The 22,934-nt window shown below is 60.1% G+C and carries 21 protein-coding genes; 15 read left to right on the top strand and 6 right to left on the bottom strand.

Translation table 11 applies throughout. From position 1 onward, the window contains the following. The first annotated feature begins 336 nt into the window (after nucleotides 1-336). The 3 genes from F8N85_RS34900 to F8N85_RS09415 are packed head-to-tail and all read left to right on the top strand — an operon-like array spanning nucleotide 337 to nucleotide 3,319. On the top strand, nucleotides 337-894 hold the full coding sequence (locus F8N85_RS34900; RefSeq protein ID WP_224795664.1) for a hypothetical protein: 558 nt from the start codon (nucleotides 337-339) through the stop codon (nucleotides 892-894). Next, on the top strand, nucleotides 894-1,760 hold the full coding sequence (locus tag F8N85_RS09420; protein WP_150803347.1) for a VRR-NUC domain-containing protein: 867 nt from the start codon (nucleotides 894-896) through the stop codon (nucleotides 1,758-1,760). Before F8N85_RS34900 ends, F8N85_RS09420 begins: the two co-directional genes overlap by 1 nt. A gap of 2 nt (nucleotides 1,761-1,762) precedes the next feature. Next, nucleotides 1,763-3,319 carry a type VI immunity family protein gene (locus F8N85_RS09415; protein ID WP_150803346.1) on the top strand — a complete coding sequence of 519 codons (1,557 nt, stop codon included), beginning with the start codon at nucleotides 1,763-1,765 and terminating at the stop codon, nucleotides 3,317-3,319. A 119-nt stretch (nucleotides 3,320-3,438) separates the two neighbouring features. Here F8N85_RS09415 and F8N85_RS09410 read toward each other — a convergent pair whose 3' ends face one another. From F8N85_RS09410 to F8N85_RS09395, 4 genes are read right to left on the bottom strand one after another with little or no spacing between them, the layout of a single operon-like run. Continuing rightward, the gene (locus F8N85_RS09410; RefSeq protein WP_150803345.1) at nucleotides 3,439-4,314 is read right to left on the bottom strand and encodes a ChaN family lipoprotein; all 876 of its coding nucleotides are present in this window, start codon (nucleotides 4,312-4,314) and stop codon (nucleotides 3,439-3,441) included. A 22-nt stretch (nucleotides 4,315-4,336) separates the two neighbouring features. After that, complete coding sequence (locus tag F8N85_RS09405; protein WP_150803344.1) at nucleotides 4,337-5,104, bottom strand: heme ABC transporter ATP-binding protein; 768 nt, start codon at nucleotides 5,102-5,104, stop codon at nucleotides 4,337-4,339. Next, entirely contained in the window at nucleotides 5,104-6,087 is a 984-nt protein-coding gene (locus F8N85_RS09400; protein ID WP_191636150.1) for a FecCD family ABC transporter permease, read from the bottom strand. Before F8N85_RS09400 ends, F8N85_RS09405 begins: the two co-directional genes overlap by 1 nt. 50 nt (nucleotides 6,088-6,137) lie before the next feature. Further along, nucleotides 6,138-7,025 carry a heme/hemin ABC transporter substrate-binding protein gene (locus F8N85_RS09395; RefSeq protein ID WP_150803342.1) on the bottom strand — a complete coding sequence of 296 codons (888 nt, stop codon included), beginning with the start codon at nucleotides 7,023-7,025 and terminating at the stop codon, nucleotides 6,138-6,140. A gap of 218 nt (nucleotides 7,026-7,243) precedes the next feature. Between F8N85_RS09395 and F8N85_RS09390 the strand changes: the two genes are divergently transcribed. Continuing rightward, entirely contained in the window at nucleotides 7,244-7,561 is a 318-nt protein-coding gene (locus F8N85_RS09390) for a Rieske (2Fe-2S) protein (RefSeq protein WP_150803341.1), read from the top strand. Here F8N85_RS09390 and sfsA read toward each other — a convergent pair. Together sfsA and F8N85_RS09380 are read right to left on the bottom strand one after the other, a co-directional pair. Continuing rightward, nucleotides 7,558-8,268: a DNA/RNA nuclease SfsA gene (gene sfsA / locus F8N85_RS09385; protein WP_150803340.1), complete on the bottom strand. Its 711-nt coding sequence runs from the start codon at nucleotides 8,266-8,268 to the stop codon at nucleotides 7,558-7,560. The genes F8N85_RS09390 and sfsA overlap by 4 nt on opposite strands. Further along, nucleotides 8,268-9,440 (bottom strand): pyridoxal phosphate-dependent aminotransferase, encoded by a 1,173-nt coding sequence (locus tag F8N85_RS09380; RefSeq protein ID WP_150803339.1) that lies wholly within the window; start codon nucleotides 9,438-9,440, stop codon nucleotides 8,268-8,270. Before F8N85_RS09380 ends, sfsA begins: the two co-directional genes overlap by 1 nt. Before the next feature lie 339 nt (nucleotides 9,441-9,779). On the opposite strand from F8N85_RS09380, the gene dksA reads away from it, so the two are divergent. The 11 genes from dksA to pgi all read left to right on the top strand — a co-directional run bounded on the left by dksA (nucleotide 9,780) and on the right by pgi (nucleotide 22,915). After that, nucleotides 9,780-10,223, top strand: coding sequence for an RNA polymerase-binding protein DksA (gene dksA, locus F8N85_RS09375; RefSeq protein ID WP_150643317.1), 444 nt, complete (start codon nucleotides 9,780-9,782; stop codon nucleotides 10,221-10,223). Nucleotides 10,224-10,323: 100 nt separating this feature from the next. After that, nucleotides 10,324-11,220, top strand: coding sequence for a tRNA glutamyl-Q(34) synthetase GluQRS (gluQRS, locus tag F8N85_RS09370; protein ID WP_150803338.1), 897 nt, complete (start codon nucleotides 10,324-10,326; stop codon nucleotides 11,218-11,220). A gap of 77 nt (nucleotides 11,221-11,297) precedes the next feature. Continuing rightward, a complete protein-coding gene (locus F8N85_RS09365) occupies nucleotides 11,298-11,474 on the top strand; it encodes a hypothetical protein (RefSeq protein WP_003176118.1) in 177 nt (58 codons plus the stop codon). Continuing rightward, complete coding sequence (locus F8N85_RS09360; RefSeq protein ID WP_191636144.1) at nucleotides 11,458-14,412, top strand: sensor histidine kinase; 2,955 nt, start codon at nucleotides 11,458-11,460, stop codon at nucleotides 14,410-14,412. Before F8N85_RS09365 ends, F8N85_RS09360 begins: the two co-directional genes overlap by 17 nt. Before the next feature lie 22 nt (nucleotides 14,413-14,434). Further along, the gene (locus F8N85_RS09355) at nucleotides 14,435-15,871 is read left to right on the top strand and encodes a sigma-54-dependent transcriptional regulator (protein ID WP_150803337.1); all 1,437 of its coding nucleotides are present in this window, start codon (nucleotides 14,435-14,437) and stop codon (nucleotides 15,869-15,871) included. Nucleotides 15,872-16,589: 718 nt separating this feature from the next. Next, entirely contained in the window at nucleotides 16,590-17,999 is a 1,410-nt protein-coding gene (locus F8N85_RS09345; RefSeq protein WP_150803335.1) for a polynucleotide adenylyltransferase PcnB, read from the top strand. Nucleotides 18,000-18,003: 4 nt separating this feature from the next. Then, nucleotides 18,004-18,504, top strand: coding sequence for a 2-amino-4-hydroxy-6-hydroxymethyldihydropteridine diphosphokinase (gene folK, locus F8N85_RS09340; RefSeq protein WP_150803334.1), 501 nt, complete (start codon nucleotides 18,004-18,006; stop codon nucleotides 18,502-18,504). Between the two features lie 332 nt (nucleotides 18,505-18,836). Next, nucleotides 18,837-19,637, top strand: a complete 801-nt coding sequence (gene panB, locus F8N85_RS09335; protein WP_150803333.1) for a 3-methyl-2-oxobutanoate hydroxymethyltransferase — start codon at nucleotides 18,837-18,839, stop codon at nucleotides 19,635-19,637. Next, complete coding sequence (gene panC, locus F8N85_RS09330) at nucleotides 19,634-20,515, top strand: pantoate--beta-alanine ligase (protein ID WP_150803332.1); 882 nt, start codon at nucleotides 19,634-19,636, stop codon at nucleotides 20,513-20,515. Before panB ends, panC begins: the two co-directional genes overlap by 4 nt. Nucleotides 20,516-20,623: 108 nt before the next feature. Then, a complete protein-coding gene (gene panD, locus F8N85_RS09325; RefSeq protein ID WP_008153310.1) occupies nucleotides 20,624-21,004 on the top strand; it encodes an aspartate 1-decarboxylase in 381 nt (126 codons plus the stop codon). Nucleotides 21,005-21,250: 246 nt separating this feature from the next. Next, nucleotides 21,251-22,915 (top strand): glucose-6-phosphate isomerase, encoded by a 1,665-nt coding sequence (gene pgi, locus F8N85_RS09320; protein WP_150803331.1) that lies wholly within the window; start codon nucleotides 21,251-21,253, stop codon nucleotides 22,913-22,915. Nucleotides 22,916-22,934: the final 19 nt, after the last annotated feature.

Below are 22,934 nucleotides of genomic sequence, written 5' to 3'. Positions count from 1 at the left end.
GAATGCCTCAACTGAGGTTTATGGACCAAGGACGGGCGTGAACGCAACGTGCCTGACTGTGGATGCCCCCCCCGTTGGCGGGTCTGCCGCCACCCAGCAAGCCCAGGACAAGGCTGCCCGCCAGATCATCAGCCGCGAGCTGGGCCATGAGAAAACCCGGATTACCGCCGTGTAACCTGGGGCGACAGCACCGACATATCTGACAGTCCAATACGCCAAGCGTAGTAGGACGTCTCTCGATTGCCACGCCTCTATTGAGGCGTGAAATGACGTCTGCCTAGAGTGCGATACAAGTTGGCTGATTGACTGACGCTACCCCCCTGGCAAGGAGCGCTCATGCCCCGTCAAAGCGACCTACATTTTACCTTCGAACCCTTACAAGGGGAAGCCTTCGAAGTGGTCTCCTTCAAGCTCGATGAAGGCCTGTCCCAGCCCTTCAAGCTGAAGTTGGAGTTGGCCAGCCATGACAACGGCTATCGACTTCAATCGCGTGCTCGATCTGGCCGCACTGTTCACCCTCCCGCAGACGCGATCGGAACGGGCAATCCGTTTGCAGATCCGCAGCCCTCCCCAGTGCCGCTTGGCGCATTCCTCGGGCGCTACACGTCGCTGAAGAACAATCAGCGTGCCTTCGCTGGCTATCGGTATCGCATCACCGATGGTGCGGCCGTGCTTGCCGAAGGTCTGACCCGTTCCTCTGGCGAAACGGACTGGGCCACCACCGAGGCGACTCAATCGGTGCGAGCCCATAAAGCAATCATGCGTGACGATCAGCGAATCACCGAGGCCTGGCATTCCAATGTAGCAGCCACCGGCGACCAGGTCTTGAGCTGCACTTCTGACGAGCTTTTTCAGGATGACTTTCTTGATAAACACACCGGAGACCTTGACTGATGCCAGCCCCTGCCGCCGTACCACTTCTTGCGGGCGCGTACCGCGCCTATCGCGTGTATCAGGCTCACGAAGCCACCATGACCGCCGCCGATATGGCTCAGCTTGCACGGGAAATTGCCGAGCGCCAAGGCCAGATCAAGCAAGTGCTGCGCGAGACCATCGAAGCGCTGACCCGTGAAATCGATATCAAGAGTTCGACCTTTGCCGTAGTGGATCGGGGCGGCAACAGCACCGTCTCCCGACGCGGTAATGAGAACGTGACCTTCAAGGAATACATCGAACGCAAAGTGCCGTTTCGCCCGGCCATCAGCCAGGTGTGCAACGTCGCGTTGCAGATGCCGATCAAGGTGCCAAGGCGCATTCGCAAGAAAATCGCCGGCGATATCGTGGAAACCACCATTGAGATCGCCCTCAAGCAAACCACCGCCTCGTTGTTGTTTGAAGCCGTGGACGAGGTGCTGGATTGGCGCAGCCCGCTCAAGGCCGAGCCCAATTACAACCAAAGAAGTCAGAAGGCGCTGCTGGGCGAGCCCGCGACCCGCCCCAAGCGATTTGGCAAGGTGTTCCCGTTTTGGCCGCGCCCCAGGGAAAGCCTGGCGCCGGATCTGGTGGTCGTCGAGTACCGGCAGGAGCCCTTTGAAACCGAGAACGTGTTTGCCGCGATCGAGATCAAGTTTCCGCGGGATTGGGTAAGGGATGAACAAATGAAAGATTACGTGGAGCTCATGAAACCAAGAACAGGCATCAACCCGGAGAAAATTGGCAAGGAGAAAGTGGCGCTGTTGCGGGTGCCGGAGGATTGCACCGGTTTTGCAACGGATGACAAGAAGACACCCTCACACAAAGGTAAAGGCGGAAGGAGCTAAGGATGAGTACCACCCATGGATTGTTTGATGACGAAGAACGTGAAGAATTTATTGAGTTGCTCAAGGACTGGCCTAACTCGTACTGGGGTACAGATGAAGCCCAGCACAGCGTCAGCCCGTTTATCAGTTTCTACTTCCCGGCGGGCCCGGAAAATCACCTAGAAGCATCGCTGCTGCTGGTGGATATTCACGAAGCCTTTGAACAGCTGCTTGGGGAGCCTTACACCATTGCTATGCACCCAGCCGCCGCACGTCCCCATCGTTATCCCGCACGCCGGCCAAATCTACGCGAGCAGGCCAGAAAAACCTCCCAATACAAGTATTTTGTTTTCTCTTTTACTGATGAAGAGAACCATGCCACTTCTCCTACGACTGCGGGCTATTTTTGGCGCAGTTGGTTTAAGGGTGAGGATCGTAAAACGGGTTACTCATCAATTGTGTTTTATTACCGCTGGCAATGGTGGCAAGACAACCGTGAGGCATGGCGCCGCTTTGTCCTGAAGACGATTGACCTGCTCAAGGCGCATCAGGTCTACAGCGGTTTTGCCATGGCCAATCCTCTTGAGTTTGGCACGCGAGCAGCCGTCACCACCTGGGAACGGGCGTTGACGCCCGCCTTCCATGGACTGGATATCGACTATGCCTATGGCATGGACGATGAACTACTGAACGGCGTTCGTCCCCCCACCTGGGCCTTCCTGCTCGCCAATCACTGGCGCGACAAACTGGGCCTGACCCGTGAACAGGTACGCACGGCATTGGCGCATCCGCGCATCAGCATCACCGAATTGCACAACGGCCAGTGGATCGAACTGGGCGAACAACCGGAGCTCTATCCGGTCGAGCAAGGTGTGCCAGAGCTGCCCATGCTCCTGAACAAGCTGCTGAAGCCCATCCGTTACGACGACTTGGGCCTGCTGGGTTTCGGTCAATGGGATGGCGATCCCAACGAGCGTTTCACCGACGCCGACAGCCGACGCTGGATGGCCCGTTTTGACGCCGACAGTGACTGGCCGACACCCGCATCGCGTTTCATCGCGCCGCCGTCCACCTCAGGTCACGCTGGTCCCCAGCTGCCTGTCAGTGTCATTTCCGGCATGGCCTGCACTCAAGCCGGGTGGTGGCTCGTCCCAGGTCAGTCGGATTCCCGGCGAGCATTCAAGCAGGGCGATAGGTTGCCTGCCTTTGCCAGCGAGTCAGACGACGGATTGGTGCTCTGGCAACGTGACCCTGATCAAACCCCGCCTGAGCCAGCCCGTCACGCCCGCAGCAATGAACCGGCCCCTCGCGCAGGGCGCTGGGAAATGGAGAAAGATCGCTGCGTCGACTGCGATGTCCGGTTGAACGAACCTCTTCCACGCCATGAAGGCCAGATCGTTCGCTGGCACTGGACCGTCAGCGGCATGCGCGCGCGCAGTGGCGAACCCTGTCCGTATCCCGGCGCTTGGCTGTGCGAGTACAAACCGGGAAGCAGGCACGTCATCGAATACGAAACTCCCATGCCGAAGGTCGATGGCGAAATCGTCGTCTGGCTCTGGATGGGGCTAGAGCCCACCTGAGCCCGATAATCGGCTGCCAAGGCGCGGATATCGGGCCCAGCCTGTTACTGCCCTTCAATGACAGCCCGTAGCTGCACAATGAGATTGCTCGCTCGAATTATTTGCCGATACGCCATCATCTATTTACGCATTTCAGCGCAATAGTCCTGCTCCGGCCTGGCCGCGGTGTACCAGACGTAATCCGCCACTTCTGGTGCGACCTCGGCACCTTGCTCGGCCAGCATCAGCACCAGCGTCCCATCCGCCGCCCCGAGATCAAGCAGATGCACCGGCACACCGACATCCTTGCGCGCGTGGTAAGCGCCGACAAATAACAGCGAAGGGGCAGGTGCCGCCAGCAGGCGCTCAGCCATCCGCCGGTCTCGTTGCTGTTGGACTGCCAGCATGGCGGGCATTTGCGATTCCGGCAGCAGGTCACAATGGGATTCGCGGATTTGTTCCAGCAACTCGAGCCTGACCGAATCGGAGTTCGAACGAGCACCGCTCAACGCTGGCGCCTGGGTATAAATCTTCCGTATTTCAGCGCTGTCCAGGTTGGCCGCCAGCAATGGATAAGGCTGCGCCAGGGTAAAGCGCACGATAGGTCCATACAGCTTCCAGTCCCAGCCGGATTGCCATGCCAGGGCTTCAGGCAAGTCATCAGGCCAACCCGTGATCTTCTGTTGAATGCGGACCTGGTCGACGCTGGGTTGCTGGTCTGGCGTCAGCATTTCCAATAGCAGGCTGCCTTGGCCACGGCGCTCAGACAACGCCTGCAACAACTTCAATTGCAGCCGATGGTGATCGGGGTTGTCGTGCTGCTCGCCGACGATGACCCGTGGCGCCTTGGCCAGGCGTGCGACCAGTTCATCGGCAGTCAGCGATTGCCCATTGCGCAGATCACGAATCATGCCGGCGCGCTCTTTCGAACTGCTTGTTGCCGGCTCGATTGGCGACACCCTCGCAGTTTGACAAGCGCTGAGCAGTATCAAAGCCAGTAGCAGAATCGCGCGCATGGGTTCCTTCCAGAAAATCGGCTTAACGGGCAATGATCAAGGGATGCCCACGTTCCGGATGGGGCTGCACCAGCACCTCCAGACCGAACACCGCTTTGAGCGGCTCCGGTTGCAGCACCCTCCCCGGGCTATCCAGCGCATAGGGGCGTCCACCCGCAAGCAGCAATAGACGATCACAATAGCGTGCTGCCAGGTTCAGATCATGCAGAATCACCAGCACTGAAGCACCACGACCGGCAAACTCGCGAATGGCCTGCAAGGTGGTGTGCTGATGCAGCGGGTCGAGCATCGAAGTCGGCTCGTCGAGCAATAATGTCTGCCCTGCCTGCCCAGGCCACAATTGCGCCAGGACCCGCGCCAAGTGTACCCGCTGTCGTTCGCCTCCGGACAACGCCAGGTAACTGCGACCGCTCAGGTGCCCGGCGTCAGCAGCCTCCAGCGCGGCGGCGATAATTTCCTGGTCGCGGACTCGGCCGCTTTGATGGGGCAAGCGCCCCATGCCGACCACTTCCTCGACCCGAAAGGCAAAATCCAGGGTTGAAGTTTGTGGCAATACCGCCAGACGTTGCGCCCTTTGCACGCCCTCCCAGTGTCCCAACTCACGCTCATCCAGCCAGACCTTGCCCTGACTTGGCGGCAATTCACCGCACAAGGCGCCGAGCAAGGTGCTCTTGCCCGCACCGTTGGGCCCAAGTACGCCGAGCACTTCGCCTGGCTGGAGTTGCAGATTGATATCCGCTAGCACCGTCTGCTTGCCGCGGCGGACCTGGAGGTTTTCCGCTCGCAGCATCAGGCGCGCCCTCGCAACAGTAAATACAGAAAGAACGGTGCGCCGATAAACGCCGTGACTATGCCGATCGGCAGCTCGGCAGGGGCCAGGGCCAAACGCGCCAGGAGATCGGCAAACAGCAGCAGGCTCGCCCCCGCCAATACCGAGGCCGGCAACAAGACTCGATGATCCGGCCCGGCCAGCAGTCGCACCAGATGCGGTACCACCAAGCCGACAAATCCGATCATGCCGGCCGCCGCAACAGCCGCCCCGACCCCGAGCGCGGTGCAGAACACCAATTCACGTTTGAGTCTTTCGACATCGATGCCCAGATGGCTGGCTTCCGACTCGCCCAGCAACAGCGCGTTCAGCGCCTTGGCCCGCCGCGGCAACCACAACGCTACCGCCGCACTCACCAGCAACAGCGGCCAGAGCCTGGAATAACTGGCGCCGTTAAGACTCCCCAGATTCCAGAAGGCCAGGGTGCGCAAGGTGGCGTCATCCGCCAGATAGGTGAACAGGCCGACCGCCGAACCGGCCAGCGCGGTCAAGGCGATGCCTGCCAGCAACATGGTCGCCACATTGGTTTGGCCATTGCGCCGACCGAGGCGATAGACCAGCGCCGTCACCCCCAACCCGCCGATAAAGGCACAGAGTGAAAGCAAGTAGGGCCCCAGCGCCTCAGGCAGGCCACCAAACAGCGAACCACCGACGATCGCGATCGCCGCGCCCAATGCCGCGCCGCTGGAAACGCCGACCAACCCCGGGTCGGCCAGTGGATTACGAAACAGACCCTGCATCGCCACGCCGGACAATGCCAGGACCCCGCCTACCGCCAGGCCCAACAAGGTCCGGGGCAGACGGATCTGCCCGAGAATCAATTCGGCCTGTTCCAGACCGTCCGCGGCTATTGGCAGCCCGAGCAAACGCAACGCGGCGCGCAAGGTGTCGAGCAACGGCAGACTGACCGGTCCGAGAGCCAATGACAGCCAGATCGCCAGCAAACACAGCAGGCTCAGCCCGATAAACAACGCTCGCGGTTTAACCAGAATGGTCATGGGGCAGTATTAGCCTTGGCCGGTTCAGCGGGGTAAAAACCACTCGAGAGTTTCACCAGGCTCGCCGGCAGACGTGGCCCGAGCCCACCCACCAGCAAGGTCGGATCGAGCTCGAACACCCGCCCGCCCTTGGCGGCACGGGTTGCAGCAAGGATCGGATTCTCTCTGAACAGCGCGGCGCGGGCCGCCTCGCCGGATAGACTGCGGTCGGCGAACACCAGCACTTCGGGATTGAGACTGGCCAGCGACTCGACCGAAAAGGCTTTGTAGCCGCTATGGGTCGCCAGATTCTGACCACCGGCCTGTTGCAGCAGCCAGTCTGCCGCGGTGTCCTTGCCAGCCACCAAAGGCTTGCCACCGGCATTGCCCACCAGTAACAACACCCTCGGGGCCGATTGCCGGGTCTGCGCCTGACTGACCCAGGCTTTGTGCTGCGAAAGTTGCAGCTGATAGTCCTGGAACAGTTGCGCGGCTTGGTCTTCGTTCCCCAAGAGCTTGCCCAGATGCTGCAAGTTACCCTGCAAGGCCGGCAGCTCCGGCTGCGCCGAAAACAACTCGACCTGCACGCCGGCGCTGCGAATCTGCACCAGCGTCGGCGGCGGGCCCATTTCTTCGGTCCCCACCAGAATCTGCGGGCGCAAACTTAAAATGCCTTCAGCCGACAACTGCCGCTGATAGCCGATACTGGGCAGCGCCTTGAGTGACTCCGGGTGCTGGCTCGTAGTGTCCACCCCGACCAGCTTCGACTCGCCGCCCAATGCACTGACCCATTCCGACAACGCGCCACCGGCACTGACCCAGCGCTGCGGCAAATCGGCCGCAGCGCCCCCCCGGCTGAGCAGAAGTGCGACACAGAACGCAATAGCGCTGGTACTCAGGCGCATAAAAGGTTTTCCTTTGAAGGGGCGGCACACTGGATCACGGGTCAATCCGAGATCCCGAGGATCCTCGGCAGCATACTCCGCAAGCACGTGGACAACGGGCGAGCGGCCATTTGATAATTGTTTGCATTTGCACGTCAAGCACCGACGTGTTTCGTCACATACCCTGCGAGCACGCCATGACAGCCACGGCGCAGAGCCTGCGGCACCTGAGGATAGCCATGAAGTTTCTTTGCACCCACGCCGAGCTGGTCAATGCCAGCAGTCGCGGTTTTGATATCGACGGCCAGAAGCTGTTTGCCGTGCGCCGCGAAGGCGAGGTCTACGTCTATATCAATCGCTGCCCGCACCGGGGGGTTGCGCTGGAATGGCAGCCCGACCAGTTTCTCGACCGCAGCGCCAGTCTGATCCAGTGCGCCACCCACGGCGCACTGTTCCTGATCGAAACCGGCGAATGTGTTTCCGGTCCCTGTGCCGGGCAGTCCTTGACCGCCCTCACGTGCAAGGAAGATGACCAAGGCATTTGGGTCCAGCTTTAGTTCAGAATGACCTGCAGGCGGCGGTCGACGCAGACCTCTTCAGCCGTCAGCCGCACACCGTAAGCCAACACCTCGACCCCGCACGCAACCGCCTCGCGCAGCGCCGCGGCGTACACCGGGTCGATTTCCTCGGCCGGACGTACTGCCTCGATGCCGGTCAGATTGACGCAATACAACTGCACCGCGCGAATGCCGTCTCGCGCCAGACAAGCCAGCTCGCGCAGGTGTTTGGCCCCGCGCTGGGTCACCGCGTCAGGAAAGGCTGCTATCGCCAGGCCATCAAAGCCTAGCGTGACACTTTTGACTTCGACAAAGGCCGGGCCGCCTGGGTAATCCAGGCGGAAATCGATCCTGCTGCTTTCCTGCCCGTAAGCGACTTCGCGCTTGAGCCCGGTAAACCCATTGAGCTCAGTGATCAGACCGGCGTGCAATGCCTCCTCGATCAAACCATTGGCCCGCGCCGTGTTTACGCACGCCAGGCGCCCCTGCGGGGTTTCGCTGATCTCCCAGGTGCCGGGCAATTTGCGTTTGGGGTCATTGGAGCGACTGAACCAGACCTGCCCACCCTCGACCATGCAGTTGAACATCGAACCGGTATTGGGGCAGTGAATGGTCAGCAACTCGCCGTCAACGGTTTCGATATCCGCCAAAAACCGCTTGTAGCGACGAATCAACCGACCTTCTTCGAGTGGAGGATGAAAGCGCATCAGCCCTGCCAGCTCCGCAAACCGCGGGCAATCCGCTCGACGGCTTCCTGCAGACGATCCAGATTCTGGGTGTAGGCAAACCGCACATGATGGCCGGCCTGATAACGACCGAAATCCAGCCCCGGGGTAATCGCCACGTGCTCGGTTTCGAGGAAATGTCGGCAGAAAGCGAAGGCATCTCCGCCAAACGCGCTGATATCCGCATACAAATAGAACGCGCCTTCCGGCTCCACGGCAATCCCGAAGCCCAGTTCGCGCAAGGCCGGCAACAGGAAGTCACGCCGGCGGCCGAATTCGGCGCGACGCTCTTCAAGGATACTCAGGGTATCGGGCTCGAAGCAGGCCAACGCGGCGTGCTGGGCCATGCTTGGGGCGCTGATGTAGAGATTTTGCGCGAGTTTTTCCAGTTCTCCGACCGCGGCGGGTGGCGCCACCAGCCACCCCAGGCGCCAGCCGGTCATGCCGAAGTATTTCGAGAAGCTGTTGAGGACAAACGCCTCGTTATCGACCTCTAGCACGCTGGCCGCATCAGTGCCATAGGTCAGGCCATGATAAATCTCGTCCACCACCAGATGACCGTTGCGCGCCTTGATTGCGGTCGACAACCTGGCCAGCTCGTCACGCGTCAGAATCGTCCCGGTCGGGTTGGCTGGAGAAGCCACCAACGCCCCGACGCTGTCCTGATTCCAATGGCGTGCGACCAGCTCCGGGGTCAACTGATAACGCACATCCGGGCCGACCGGCACCAGCTGCGCCGCGCCTTCCACCAGACGCAGAAAGTGCCGGTTGCACGGGTAACCCGGATCCGCCAGCAACCAGTGCTTGCCCGGATCGACCAGCAAACTGCTGGCGAGCAACAATGCCCCCGAACCACCGGGGGTGATCAGAATGCGCTCGGGATCGATGTCCAGGCCATAACGCTGCTGGTAGAAACCCGAGATCGCCGCGCGCAACTCCGGGATCCCACGGGCGGCGGTGTAACGGGTCTTCCCCGCAGTCAGCGCGGCCTGGCCGGCCTTGATGATCGGCTCGGCCGTGGTGAAGTCCGGCTCGCCGATTTCCAGGTGAATCACATCGTGTCCGGCCGCCTGCAGCTCGTTGGCACGCGCCAGCAACGCCATAACGTGGAAAGGTTCGATAGCGCGGCTGCGCGCACTGTAGGGCTGAGCCATTAGCCTTCCTTCAAGGGTGAGCAAAAACCCGATTCTACCCAACTTCTACCCAGTGGCGGGAACGAGCGAGAGCCTAAAACGGTCTTAACCATCAGATAGCTGGAACAACTCATGCGTTTGGCCCGGGATTGACTAAAATCAATATTTGATCAGGCCTCCAGACCCGCCAGACAAGGGTTTGCAACCTTTTGCAAGCATCGCGGACCGCAGCCTCGTCAACAGGGAGTGGCGCGGTCCGATTTGATCTGGTAAGTTCGCCCGCTTGCAGCCGCAGGGCCGGCAGGTGTCGGTGATGGAGCAATCCTGCGCAATGGATTACAAGAGTAGAGGCGGTCCTTCATGCCCACCCAAGCAAAGCAACAGAGCAGCCAACTGATTAGCGGCTTCGAACCCTACGTTCCGACCAAGGGTGAGGAGTACATGGGCGAGCCCATGCGCAAACATTTCACCAAGATCCTGAACAAGTGGAAACAGGACTTGATGCAGGAAGTCGACCGCACTGTTGATCATATGAAAGACGAAGCGGCCAACTTCCCTGACCCGGCCGACCGTGCCAGTCAGGAAGAAGAGTTCAGCCTTGAACTGCGCGCCCGTGATCGCGAGCGCAAGCTGATCAAGAAAATCGACAAGACCCTGCAACTGATCGAAGATGAAGAATATGGCTGGTGCGAGTCCTGCGGCGTAGAGATCGGTATTCGCCGACTGGAAGCACGCCCTACCGCCGACATGTGCGTTGATTGCAAAACCCTGGCGGAAATCAAGGAAAAGCAGGTCGGCAAGTAACAGCCGGCCTGAACGAAAAAACGGAGCGTGCGAACGCTCCGTTTTTGTTTGTGGCTTTTGATCTCCAATAATCCCCGGATTTCCCAGTAGCATCCGCCCCATGACTGCCATCACCTCATCCGCTTATATCGGGCGCTTCGCCCCCACTCCCAGTGGTCATCTGCACTTCGGGTCGCTGGTCGCCGCCGTGGCCTCGTACCTTGACGCCCGCTCTATCGGCGGACGCTGGTTGATGCGCATGGAAGACCTCGACCCGCCACGGGAAGAGCCCGGCGCCCAGGCCGCGATCCTCAACGCCCTGGAAAACTACGGTTTTGAATGGGACGGCGAAATGGTTCGCCAGAGTGATCGCCACGACGCTTACGCCCAGGTGCTCGACCGCCTGTTCAATCAAGGCCTGGCCTACGCCTGCACCTGCTCGCGCAAAACGCTTGAGCCCTATCACGGCATTTACCCCGGATTCTGTCGCAACGCTGGCCACGCCCGCGAAGGCACCGCCATCCGTCTGCGGGTACCGGAACTGGAATACCACTTCGAGGACCGGGTACAGGGCGAATTCCGTCAGCACCTGGGTCGCGACGTGGGTGATTTTGTCATCCGTCGCCGCGACGGGCTGTATGCCTATCAACTGGCGGTGGTGCTCGACGACGCCTGGCAAGGTGTGACTGACATCGTCCGCGGAGCCGATTTGCTGGACTCCACGCCGCGCCAGCTCTATCTGCAGGAGTTGCTCGGTTTTCCACAACCGCGCTATCTGCACGTGCCGCTGATCACCCAACCGAACGGTCACAAGCTGGGCAAGTCCTACCGTTCGCCGCCGTTGACCGACCATCAAGCCACGCCGTTGCTACTGCGCGCGCTACGTGCGCTGGGCCAGAACCCCGCGAGCGAACTGGACGACGCAAGCCCCCGGGAAGTGCTGAACTGGGGTATCCGGCACTGGGATGCGCTGAAGATACCGCGCACACTGACGCTGCCCGAAGCGCAAATACGCTGACGCCACTTGCAGCTTGGCGCCCATCCGTTACCATCGCCGCACGTTTTCGGGCACGCGCACTATAAAGAGAGGCCAGGATGTACATCTATCGTTTGGTCCTGCTCCTGGTAGTCGGGATCTATCTGTTCTCCCCGGCCATCATGGATTGGTGGATCGACGCCACTGGCGCCTGGTACCGCCCTTATCTGCTCTGGCTGATTCTGATCGTTGTGACCTTCATCCTGCAGAGCCAAAAAGATGCCGATGAGCTTTAGCCTGACCCAGATGATCCTGATCAGCGCCGCCTACCTGGCGGTGCTGTTCGGTGTGGCCTGGATCAGTGAACGCGGGATGATCCCGCGCTCGATCATTCGCCACCCGCTGACCTACACCCTGTCACTGGGTGTGTATGCCAGCGCCTGGGCGTTTTACGGTACGGTTGGCCTGGCCTATCAGTACGGTTACGGCTTTCTTTCCAGTTACCTCGGGGTTTCCGGGGCCTTCCTGCTGGCGCCGGTGCTGCTCTACCCGATCCTGAAAATCACCCGCACCTACCAGCTCTCGTCCCTGGCTGACCTGTTCGCGTTCCGCTTTCGCAGTACCTGGGCCGGTGCACTGACGACGATTTTCATGCTGATCGGGGTCTTGCCGCTGCTGGCATTGCAGATTCAGGCAGTCGCCGATTCCATCGGCATCCTTACCCGCGAACCAGTGCAGCATCGCGTGGCCCTGAGCTTCTGCGCATTGATTACCCTGTTCACCATCTTCTTCGGCTCCCGGCATATCGCGACCCGGGAAAAGCACGAAGGGCTGGTGTTCGCGATCGCCTTTGAGTCGGTGATCAAACTGATCGCCATCGGCGGCGTCGGCCTGTATGCCTTGTACGGCGTATTCGACGGCCCGCAACAGCTCGAACTGTGGCTGCTGCAGAACCAGACCGCCCTCGCCGCCCTGCACACACCACTGCAAGAAGGCCCATGGCGCACGCTGTTGCTGGTGTTCTTCGCCTCGGCGATCGTCATGCCGCACATGTACCACATGACGTTCACCGAGAACCTCAATCCGCGCTCTCTAGTCAGTGCCAGCTGGGGCTTGCCGCTGTTTCTGCTGCTGATGAGCCTGGCAGTGCCGCTGATCCTCTGGGCCGGCTTGAAACTGGGCGCCACCACCAACCCGGAATACTTCACCCTGGGTATCGGCATCGCCGCCAACAGTAAGCCCCTGGCGTTATTGGCCTATGTCGGCGGGCTGTCGGCAGCCAGCGGACTGATCATCGTCACCACCCTGGCACTGTCGGGGATGGCCCTGAACCACCTGGTGCTGCCGCTCTATCAGCCGCCGGCCGAAGGCAACATCTACCGCTGGCTGAAGTGGACCCGCCGGGCGCTGATCGTCGCGATCATCATGGCCGGCTACGCGTTCTACCTGCTATTGGGCGCCGAGCAGGATCTGGCCAACCTCGGCATTGTTGCCTTTGTTGCCACTTTGCAATTCCTTCCCGGGGTGTTGTCGGTGCTGTATTGGCCGACCGCCAACCGTCGCGGCTTCATTGCCGGACTGCTGGCGGGGATTCTGGTGTGGCTGGTGACTATGTTGTTGCCGTTGATCGGCAATCTGCAGGGTTTCTACATTCCGCTGCTGAACATGATTTACGTGCTCGATGACACCAGCTGGCATATGGCAGCCATCGCCTCGCTTGCTGCCAACGTGCTGATGTTCACCCTGATCTCGCTGTTTACCAATGCCAGCCCCGAAGAGGCCAGCGCCGCCGAAGCCTGCGCGGTGGATAACGTTCGTCGCCCGCAACGCCGGGAACTGCACGCCGCCTCGCCTCAGGAATTCGCCACGCAACTGGCCAAGCCCCTGGGAGCCAAGGCCGCGCAGAAAGAAGTCGAACAGGCCTTGCGCGATCTGTATTTGCCCTTCGATGAGCGCCGCCCTTATGCCTTGCGCCGGCTACGCGATCGCATCGAGGCCAATCTGTCGGGCCTGATGGGGCCGAGCGTGGCTCAAGACATGGTCGAAACCTTCCTGCCGTACAAGGCCGGCGGCGAAAACTATGTCACTGAAGATATCCACTTTATCGAAAGCCGCCTCGAGGACTATCACTCGCGCCTGACCGGCCTGGCCGCCGAGCTCGACGCCCTGCGCCGTTATCACCGGCAGACCCTGCAGGAGCTGCCGATGGGCGTCTGCTCGCTGGCCAAGGACCAGGAAATCCTCATGTGGAACAAAGCCATGGAGGAGCTGACCGGTATTGCCGCCCAGCGTGTGGTCGGTTCGCGCTTGAGCACCCTGGGCGATCCGTGGAGGGAGTTGCTGCAAGGCTTCATCAACCTCCCGGACGAGCACCTGCACAAACAACACCTGGCCCTCGACGGTCAGACCCGTTGGCTGAACCTGCACAAGGCCGCCATCGACGAGCCGTTGGCTCCCGGTAACAGCGGACTGGTGCTGCTGGTGGAAGACCTGACCGAAACCCAGATGCTTGAGGACAAGCTGGTACACTCCGAGCGGCTGGCGAGTATCGGCCGCCTGGCGGCCGGCGTGGCCCATGAAATCGGTAACCCGATCACCGGCATCGCCTGCCTCGCGCAAAACCTGCGTGAAGAGCGCGAAGAAGACAGCGAACTGACCGAAATCAGCGGGCAGATCCTCGAACAAACCAAGCGCATCTCGCGCATCGTCCAGTCACTGATGAGCTTTGCCCACGCCGGCAGCCATCAAAACAGTGACGAGCCGGTGTGCCTGGCCGAAGTAGCGCAGGATGCCATTGGCTTGCTGGCACTGAACCGACGCAACTTCGAAGTGCAGTTCTACAACCTGTGCGACCCCGAACACTGGGTCGACGGCGACCCGCAGCGGCTCGCCCAGGTTCTGATCAACCTGCTGTCCAATGCCCGCGATGCCTCACCGCCGGGCAGTGCAGTACGGGTCAAGAGCGAAGCCGGCGAACACACGGTCGACCTGATCGTCGAAGACGAAGGCAGCGGTATCCCACAGAACATCATGGACCGATTGTTCGAACCTTTCTTCACCACCAAGGATCCTGGCGAAGGCACCGGTCTGGGCCTTGCACTGGTCTATTCCATCGTTGAAGAGCATTATGGACAAATCACCATCGACAGCCCGGCTGACACACAAAGCCAGCGCGGCACCCGTATCCGGGTGACCTTACCGCGTCATGTCGAAGCGACGTCCGCTGTGAACTGAGACCGTCGAGAGTATCGAATCAATGCCGCACATTTTGATCGTCGAAGACGAAACAATTATCCGCTCCGCCTTGCGCCGGCTGCTGGAACGTAACCAGTACCAGGTCAGCGAAGCCGGTTCCGTGCAGGAAGCACAAGAGCGTTTCAGCATTCCCTCGTTCGACCTGATCGTCAGTGACCTGCGCCTTCCCGGCGCACCGGGTACCGAGCTGATCAAGCTTGGCCAAGGCACTCCGGTGCTGATCATGACCAGCTACGCCAGCCTGCGCTCGGCCGTCGACTCGATGAAGATGGGCGCGGTGGATTACATCGCCAAGCCTTTCGATCACGACGAAATGCTCCAGGCCGCTGCACGGATCCTGCGTGACCGGCAAACGGCGCAGAGTACCGCGGGCGAACCGGTCGTCGGCAAAGCCAGCAATGGCGCCGCGAAAAACGCTGTCGACAACAGCAACGGCGAGATCGGCATCATCGGCTCCTGCCCGCCGATGCTGGATATGTACAGCAAGATCCGCAAAGTCGCGCCCACCGATTCCAATGTGCTGATCCAGGGTGAATCCGGTACCGGCAAGGAACTGGTGGCCCGCGCCCTGCACAACCTGTCCAAACGCGCCAAGGCGCCGATGATTTCGGTGAACTGCGCGGCTATCCCGGAAAGCCTCATCGAGTCCGAACTGTTCGGCCACGAAAAAGGCGCTTTCACTGGCGCCAGCGCCGGTCGCGCCGGTCTGGTCGAAGCGGCGGATGGTGGCACCTTGTTCCTCGATGAAATCGGCGAACTGCCATTGGAAGCCCAGGCGCGCTTGCTGCGCGTGCTGCAGGAAGGCGAGATCCGCCGCGTCGGCTCGGTGCAGTCGCAGAAGGTCGATGTCCGACTGATCGCTGCTACCCACCGTGACCTCAAAAGCCTGGCAAAGATCGGCCAGTTCCGCGAAGACCTGTATTACCGCCTTCACGTCATCGCCCTGAAACTGCCGGCGCTGCGTGAACGTGGCGCCGACGTCAACGAAATCGCCACCGCTTTCCTCGCCCGGCAAAGTGCCCGGGTCAACCGCACGGACCTGAGGTTCGCCGCGGACGCCGAGCAGGCGATTCGTCATTATTCCTGGCCGGGTAACGTGCGGGAACTGGAAAACGCGGTGGAACGCGCGGTCATCCTGTGCGAGAGCCCGGAGATTTCCGCCGAACTGCTGGGCATCGATATCGAGCTGAGCGATCTGGAAGACGATGACTTCATCGGCCTGGCACCGCAACAGGGCAGCGCCAGCAACACCAGCCACGAACCTACCGAAGACTTGTCGCTGGAAGACTACTTCCAGCATTTCGTTCTCGAGCATCAGGATCACATGACCGAGACCGAGCTTGCCCGCAAACTCGGGGTCAGCCGCAAATGCCTGTGGGAACGGCGCCAGCGCCTGGGCATTCCACGACGCAAGACCGGGGTTGCCAGCGAGAGCTGATGCGCGCGGGTAACACCCGCACCCGTGAAGAAACTGTTACCTCAGGTTTTTCACGTAACAGAAGCCGGGGTTTACGGTAACGAAACCCCGGCTTTTTTTCGCCCGAAAAAACCTCTCAAACCCTCCAAACCCCCGGTTTTACTGGCCTTTGCAAAAGTTGGCACGACACCTGCTATATGTTTAGTACAAAAACAATAACAAGCAATGCAACAAACAATAAAAATAAGACGAAACGGCTCACGCACAATAAAAACAACACGGCGGAGGCGCAGCTAACTGATTCTTTTGGAGAGGCGTTGTATTTGGGGCTTGCCCCGCAACCAGGCCGAGAACAACAAAAAACTGTCCTAAGACAGAGCCTGAACTGGTTGGATCACTGGATCATGCAACACAGCGACCAAAGCAATCCGTTTGCTCTTGGCTCCCGATTGGGAGGGTCACGAAGGTAAGAACGCGTGACGAGGGCACTCAACAAAAACAAAAAGCCCGACACCAATAATAAAAATAGAGCATGCAACTACTTCTTGGGGAGCTTCGGCTCCCCTTGTGGTTTCTGGCGTTTGACCTACACGCAGCCGGACGCAGCCTCGCAAACCCGGTCAGCTGCTACAGCTTTGCGCACGCTTCCTACACCATCCCCCGACTAAATGCTAGAATCCCGGCCCATCATGCGGTCATTCTTCGTTATGGCCGAACATTCCTTCAAACAGTGCATCCCATGCTGAAGAAGCTGTTCCAGTCATTCCGTTCTCCCTTGCGTCGTACGCAACACATCCGCAGCACGCCTGAAGTGCTCAACAGCAGCCAGCATTCGCTGCAGCGCGCTCAATTCAGCCGTTATGCGGTCAATATCGTCGAACGCCTGCAGAACGCCGGTTACCAGGCTTACCTGGTCGGTGGTTGCGTGCGCGACATGCTGCTCAATATCACGCCCAAAGACTTCGACGTCGCCACCAGCGCCACGCCGGAACAGGTTCGCGCCGAATTTCGCAATGCGCGAATCATCGGCCGCCGGTTCAAACTGGTGCATATCCACTTTGGTCGCGAAATTATCGAAGTCGCGACCTTCCGCGCCAATCACCCGCAAAACGATGAAGAGGAAGACAGCAACCAGTCCTCCCGCAACGAAAGCGGGCGGATACTGCGAGACAACGTCTACGGTACGCTGGAAGAAGACGCCCAGCGTCGCGACTTCACCATCAATGCCCTGTATTACGATCCGATCAGTGAGCGCATTCTCGACTACGCCAATGGCGTACACGACATCCGCAATCGCCTGATCCGCCTCATTGGCGATCCACGGCAGCGTTATCAGGAAGATCCGGTACGGATGTTGCGGGCCGTGCGCTTCGCCGCCAAGCTGGATTTCGGCATCGAGAAGCACAGCGCTACGCCGATTCGCGACCTGGCGCCGATGCTGCGCGAGATCCCTTCGGCACGACTGTTCGAAGAAGTGCTCAAGCTGTTCCTCTCGGGCCATGCCGCAGACACCTTCGAGATGCTGGTGGACCTGCAGTTGTTCGATCCACTGTTCCCGGCCAGCGCCGAGGCACTGGAGCACAACCCGACCTACACCCACACCCTGATCAGCGAAGCCTTGATCAACACTGACCTGCGCATCAAGCAGAACAAGCCGGTCACCCCAGCGTTCCTCTTCGCTGCCCTGCTCTGGCCTGCCCTGCCGGCTCGCGTACTGCGCTTGCAGGCCCGCGGCATGCCGCCGATTCCAGCCATGCAGGAAGCGGCTCACGAGCTGATCAGCGAGCAGTGCCAGCGCATCGCGATTCCGAAACGCTTCACCCTGCCGATCCGCGAGATCTGGGACATGCAGGAACGCCTCCCACGGCGCAGTGGCAAACGTGCCGATCTGCTACTGGATAACCCGCGCTTCCGTGCCGGTTACGATTTCTTGCTGCTGCGCGAAAGCGCCGGCGAACAGACCGATGGCCTGGGCGAGTGGTGGACCGATTATCAGGACGCCAACGACAGCGAGCGTCGCGACATGATTCGCGACCTCAGCGGCAAGGACGACGGTGCCAGCGGTGCCCCGCGCAAGCGTCGCCGTAGCGGCGGCAGCAAACGTAAACGCACGACCACGGTCGGCACTCCGAGCGCTTCGGGCGAGTAAAGCGATGGAACGTATCTACATCGGCATGGGCAGCAATCTGGCTGACCCGGCGGACCAATTGCGCAATGCCATCGATGCATTGGCGCAATTGCCGCAGACCGAACTGTCAGGCGTCTCGGCCTTCTATCAAAGCGACTCCCTGCTCCCCGGCCAACCACGCTATACCAACGCAGTGGCGGCGCTGGACAGCCGTCTCGCGCCCCTGGAACTGCTCGATGCGCTGCAAGCCATCGAAAACGCTCAGGGTCGCGAGCGCAATGAACGCTGGGGGCCGCGCACGCTGGACCTGGACATCCTGCTGTTCGGTGACCGGTTGATCGACGAACCACGCCTCAAAGTTCCGCATTACCACATGCAAGCCCGAGCCTTTGTGCTCTATCCCTTGGCCGACCTGGCCCCGCCGGACCTGCAACTGGCTGACGGACGCCTTCTCAGCGCCTTGCTCGCCGACTGTCCGTTTGTCGGACTGGAACGTCTGCCAAGGTTCGATTTTGATTTTCTGTAGGAGCCGAGCTTGCTCGCGATCGAGACGACGCGGTCTATCTGCAACACCGCGTTATCGTTCATCGCGAGCAAGCTCGCTCCTACAGAGTCTGCAGCGCTGCTGAATCGCATCAGTTACACGGGTAACACTGCCTGCGTAACAATGCGGTAACACACACAATTGACTTCCCGAGTTCTCCTCACGACTATAGGCGTCCCACTGCCGCCAACCCGGCATTAAAGGGCGCCATCCAGGCCTTATAAGCACGACAAAAGACCGTGCGCCTGTATAAACGAAACATCACGCGCGTTACTCGCAGTAGTTTTCACAGCGCCTGAATGAGGACACTTTTCATGCCAGACATTACCCTGACCACCTTGCAGAGCCTCAAGCTCAAAGGTGAAAAGATCGCCATGCTGACCTGCTATGACGCGACCTTTGCTCACGCCTGCTGCGAGGCGGGCGTCGATGTGCTGCTGGTGGGCGATTCCCTCGGCATGGTCTTGCAAGGACATGACAGCACCCTGCCAGTCTCCACCGCGGACATGGCTTACCACGTTGCCGCAGTCAAACGCGGTAACGCCGGAGCACTGATCCTCGCCGACCTACCCTTCATGGCCTATGCAACCACCGAACAGGCGATGATCAACAGCGCCCTGCTGATGCAGGCTGGCGCACACATGGTCAAAGTCGAGGGCGCGCTGTGGCTGGCGGACTCGATCCGGCTGCTGGCCGAACGTGGCGTGCCGGTCTGCGCGCACATGGGGCTGACGCCGCAATCGGTGAACATCCTTGGCGGTTATAAAGTCCAGGGTCGCAATGAAAACCAGGCCCGGCAGATGCGCGCTGATGCCATCGCCCTGGAGCAGGCAGGCGCCGCCATGTTGCTACTCGAATGCGTACCGAGCGAGCTGGCTGCTGAAATTACTCAGGCGGTGGGTATTCCAGTGATAGGAATAGGCGCCGGTAGCGCCACCGACGGTCAGGTCCTGGTGCTGCACGACATGCTCGGCCTGTCGCTGACTGGTCGCGCGCCGAAGTTCGTGAAAAATTTCATGGCCGGACAGGACAGTGTTCAGGCGGCCTTGAGCGCCTATGTCACTGAAGTCAAAGCGGTAACTTTCCCTGGACCTGAACACGGATTCTCTGCATGAACACTGTCAAGACCGTGCGCGAACTGCGCGCCGCCGTAGCTCGCGCCCGCAATGAAGGCAAGCGGATCGGTTTCGTGCCGACCATGGGCAACCTGCACAGTGGCCATGCGGCGCTGGTGACCAAGGCGGCCCAGCGGGTGGACTTCGTGGTGGCGAGCATTTTCGTCAATCCGCTGCAGTTTGGTGCCGGCGAAGACCTCGATAAATATCCACGGACCCTTGCCGCCGACCAGGAGACATTGCTCCAGGCCGGCTGCCATTTGCTGTTTGCCCCGACCGTCGAAGAAATGTACCCGGACGGCATGACCGGCCAGACGCGCGTCAGTGTTCCGCAATTGTCCGAAGGCCTGTGCGGCGCCAGCCGTCCCGGTCACTTCGAAGGCGTGGCGACGGTGGTCAACAAGTTGTTCAACATGGTCCAGCCAGACCTGGCGATCTTCGGTGAGAAAGACTTCCAGCAACTGGCGGTTATTCGCGCCCTGGTCCATGACCTGAACCTGCCGATCCAGATCATTGGTGAGCCGACCGTACGCGCGGCTGATGGCCTGGCGCTGTCATCGCGCAATGGATTCCTCAGTGAAGAGCAACGCGCCATCGCCCCGGAGCTGTATCGCAGCCTGAGCCAGATTGCCAAAGCCATTGAACAGGGCGAGCGCGATTACCCCAAGCTACTGTCGGCGCAGAAACAACAGCTCGAAGGCGTCGGTTTCCGGCCCGATTACCTGGAAATCCGCCAGGCAATCAGCCTGCGTCCGGCCACCGCGGATGATCGCGACCTGGTGATCCTCGTCGCGGCCTTTTTGGGCACTACACGGTTGATCGACAACTTGCATCTGAACCTCGACGCTGCGGTTCAAACGGCAAAATCAAAAGATTAAACAGCACGATCAAACAATAACGGCAAGATCCAAAGATCGCAGCCTGCGGCAGCTCCTACGCGCCTGTGGGCGCTGCCCGCCGTTCGATTCCACCCTGGAAAAACACTTATGCACGCCATCATGCTCAAAGCCAAGCTGCATCGCGCCGAAGTCACCCACGCTGTGCTCGACTACGAAGGCTCTTGCGCCATCGATGGCGAATGGCTGGACTTGTCCGGGATCCGTGAGTACGAACAGATCCAGATCTACAACATCGACAACGGCGAACGCTTTACCACCTACGCGATCCGTGGTGAAGAAGGTTCGCGGATGATTTCGGTCAACGGCGCGGCCGCGCACAAAGCCAAGGTCGGAGACCGGGTGATCATTTGCGCCTACGCCCATTACAGCGAAGCCGAATTGCTCAACTTCAAGCCGCGCATGCTCTACATGGCACCGGGCAATGAACTGAGCCATACCAGCAATGCCATCCCGGTACAGGTCGCCTGACCCACTGCGCATTTCTCTGCATTGAAAGCCCGCCTGTTGCATTCACCTGACGCGCCGGTATAAAAAAGTACCGGCCGCAGGGCAGACAAAGCCAAGACAGATCAAGACGCGAGGTTTACTGTAATCGCCCCTGCGCAACTAAATCGTGTCAACGTAGGCTGACCGGAGTGGGTCTTGCGATTGAGCGAGACATTCCGGGCTTTTCAGTGTCCAAAAGGCAGTTCTAGTAAAAGGAAATCCGCAGCGATGGCGTACTACCGCACTCCACACGACGTTACCGCTCTGCCCGCTTGGCAAGCGTTGAATGAACACCGCGAAGCCATGCAAGACTTCAGCATGCGTGAAGCCTTCAATGCCGACCCTCAGCGCTTCAATGAATTCACCTTGAGCAGCTGTGGGCTGTTTCTCGATTATTCGAAAAACCTGATCAACAAAGAAACCCGCGACCTGCTGGTTGGCCTGGGCAAAGAAGCCGGCCTGCAAGAGGCGATCAAAGCACTGTTCGACGGCGAACTGGTCAACTCCTCGGAGGGTCGCCCGGCCCTGCACACCGCACTGCGCCGCCCGGTGGGCGACAAGCTGTCGGTGAACGGCGTCAACGTGATGCCGGAAGTGCATAAGGTCCTGAACCAGATCACCGAGCTTGTTGGCCGTATCCATGACGGTCTGTGGCGCGGGTACACCGAGAAGCCGATCACTGACGTGGTGAATATTGGGATCGGTGGGTCGTTCCTCGGTCCGGAGCTGGTCTCCGAAGCGCTGCTGTCCTACGCCCAGAAGGGCGTGCGCTGCCATTATCTGGCGAACATCGATGGCAGCGAATTCCACGAACTGTCGATGAAGATTCGCGCCGAGACCACACTGTTCATCGTTTCATCGAAGTCTTTCAACACCCTGGAAACCCTGAAAAACGCTCAGGCCGCTCGCGCCTGGTACCTGGCCCAGGGCGGCTCCGAAGCCGAGCTGTATCGTCATTTCATCGCGGTCTCGAGCAACAATGCTGCCGCTGTGGCGTTCGGTATCCGCGAAGAGAACATCTTCCCGATGTGGGACTGGGTCGGCGGGCGTTACTCGCTGTGGTCGGCCATTGGTTTGCCCATCGCGCTGGCCATTGGTATGTCGAACTTCAAGGAACTGCTGTCCGGTGCCTACACCATGGACCAGCACTTCCAGAGCGCGCCATTCGAACAGAACATGCCGGTACTGCTGGCGCTGCTCGGCGTCTGGTATGGCAACTTCTGGGGCGCGCAAAGCCACGCGATCCTGCCGTACGACCACTACCTGCGCAACATCACCAAGCACTTGCAGCAGCTGGACATGGAATCCAACGGCAAGAGCGTGCGCCAGGACGGTACACCGGTGACTACCGACACCGGTCCGGTGATCTGGGGCGGCGTCGGTTGCAATGGCCAGCACGCCTACCACCAGTTGCTGCACCAGGGCACCCAACTGATTCCGGCCGACTTCATTGTGCCGATCGTCAGCTACAACCCGGTGGCCGACCATCACCAATGGCTGTACGCCAACTGTCTGTCGCAAAGCCAGGCGCTGATGCTCGGCAAGACTCGCGCCGAAGCCGAATCCGAATTGCGTGACAAAGGCCTGGCCGAAGACGAAGTGCAAAAGCTTGCACCGCACAAGGTGATCCCGGGCAACCGTCCGAGCAATACCCTGGTGGTCGAACGCATCAGCCCACGTCGCCTCGGCGCACTGGTGGCGATGTACGAACACAAAGTCTTCGTGCAGAGCGTGATCTGGGGCATCAACGCCTTCGACCAGTGGGGCGTGGAACTGGGTAAAGAACTTGGCAAGGGCGTCTACAACCGTCTGACCGGCAGCGAGGAAACACCGGCTGATGATGCGTCCACCCAAGGCCTGATCAACTACTTCCGCGGTCGTCACCGCGGGTGATACGCTGACGGGGCGGTTT

Origin of the sequence: Pseudomonas fluorescens, from assembly GCF_902497875.1 — a bacterium.
Classification (GTDB): domain Bacteria; phylum Pseudomonadota; class Gammaproteobacteria; order Pseudomonadales; family Pseudomonadaceae; genus Aquipseudomonas; species Aquipseudomonas fluorescens_BR.
This window is presented reverse-complemented; position numbering and strand designations above follow the sequence as displayed.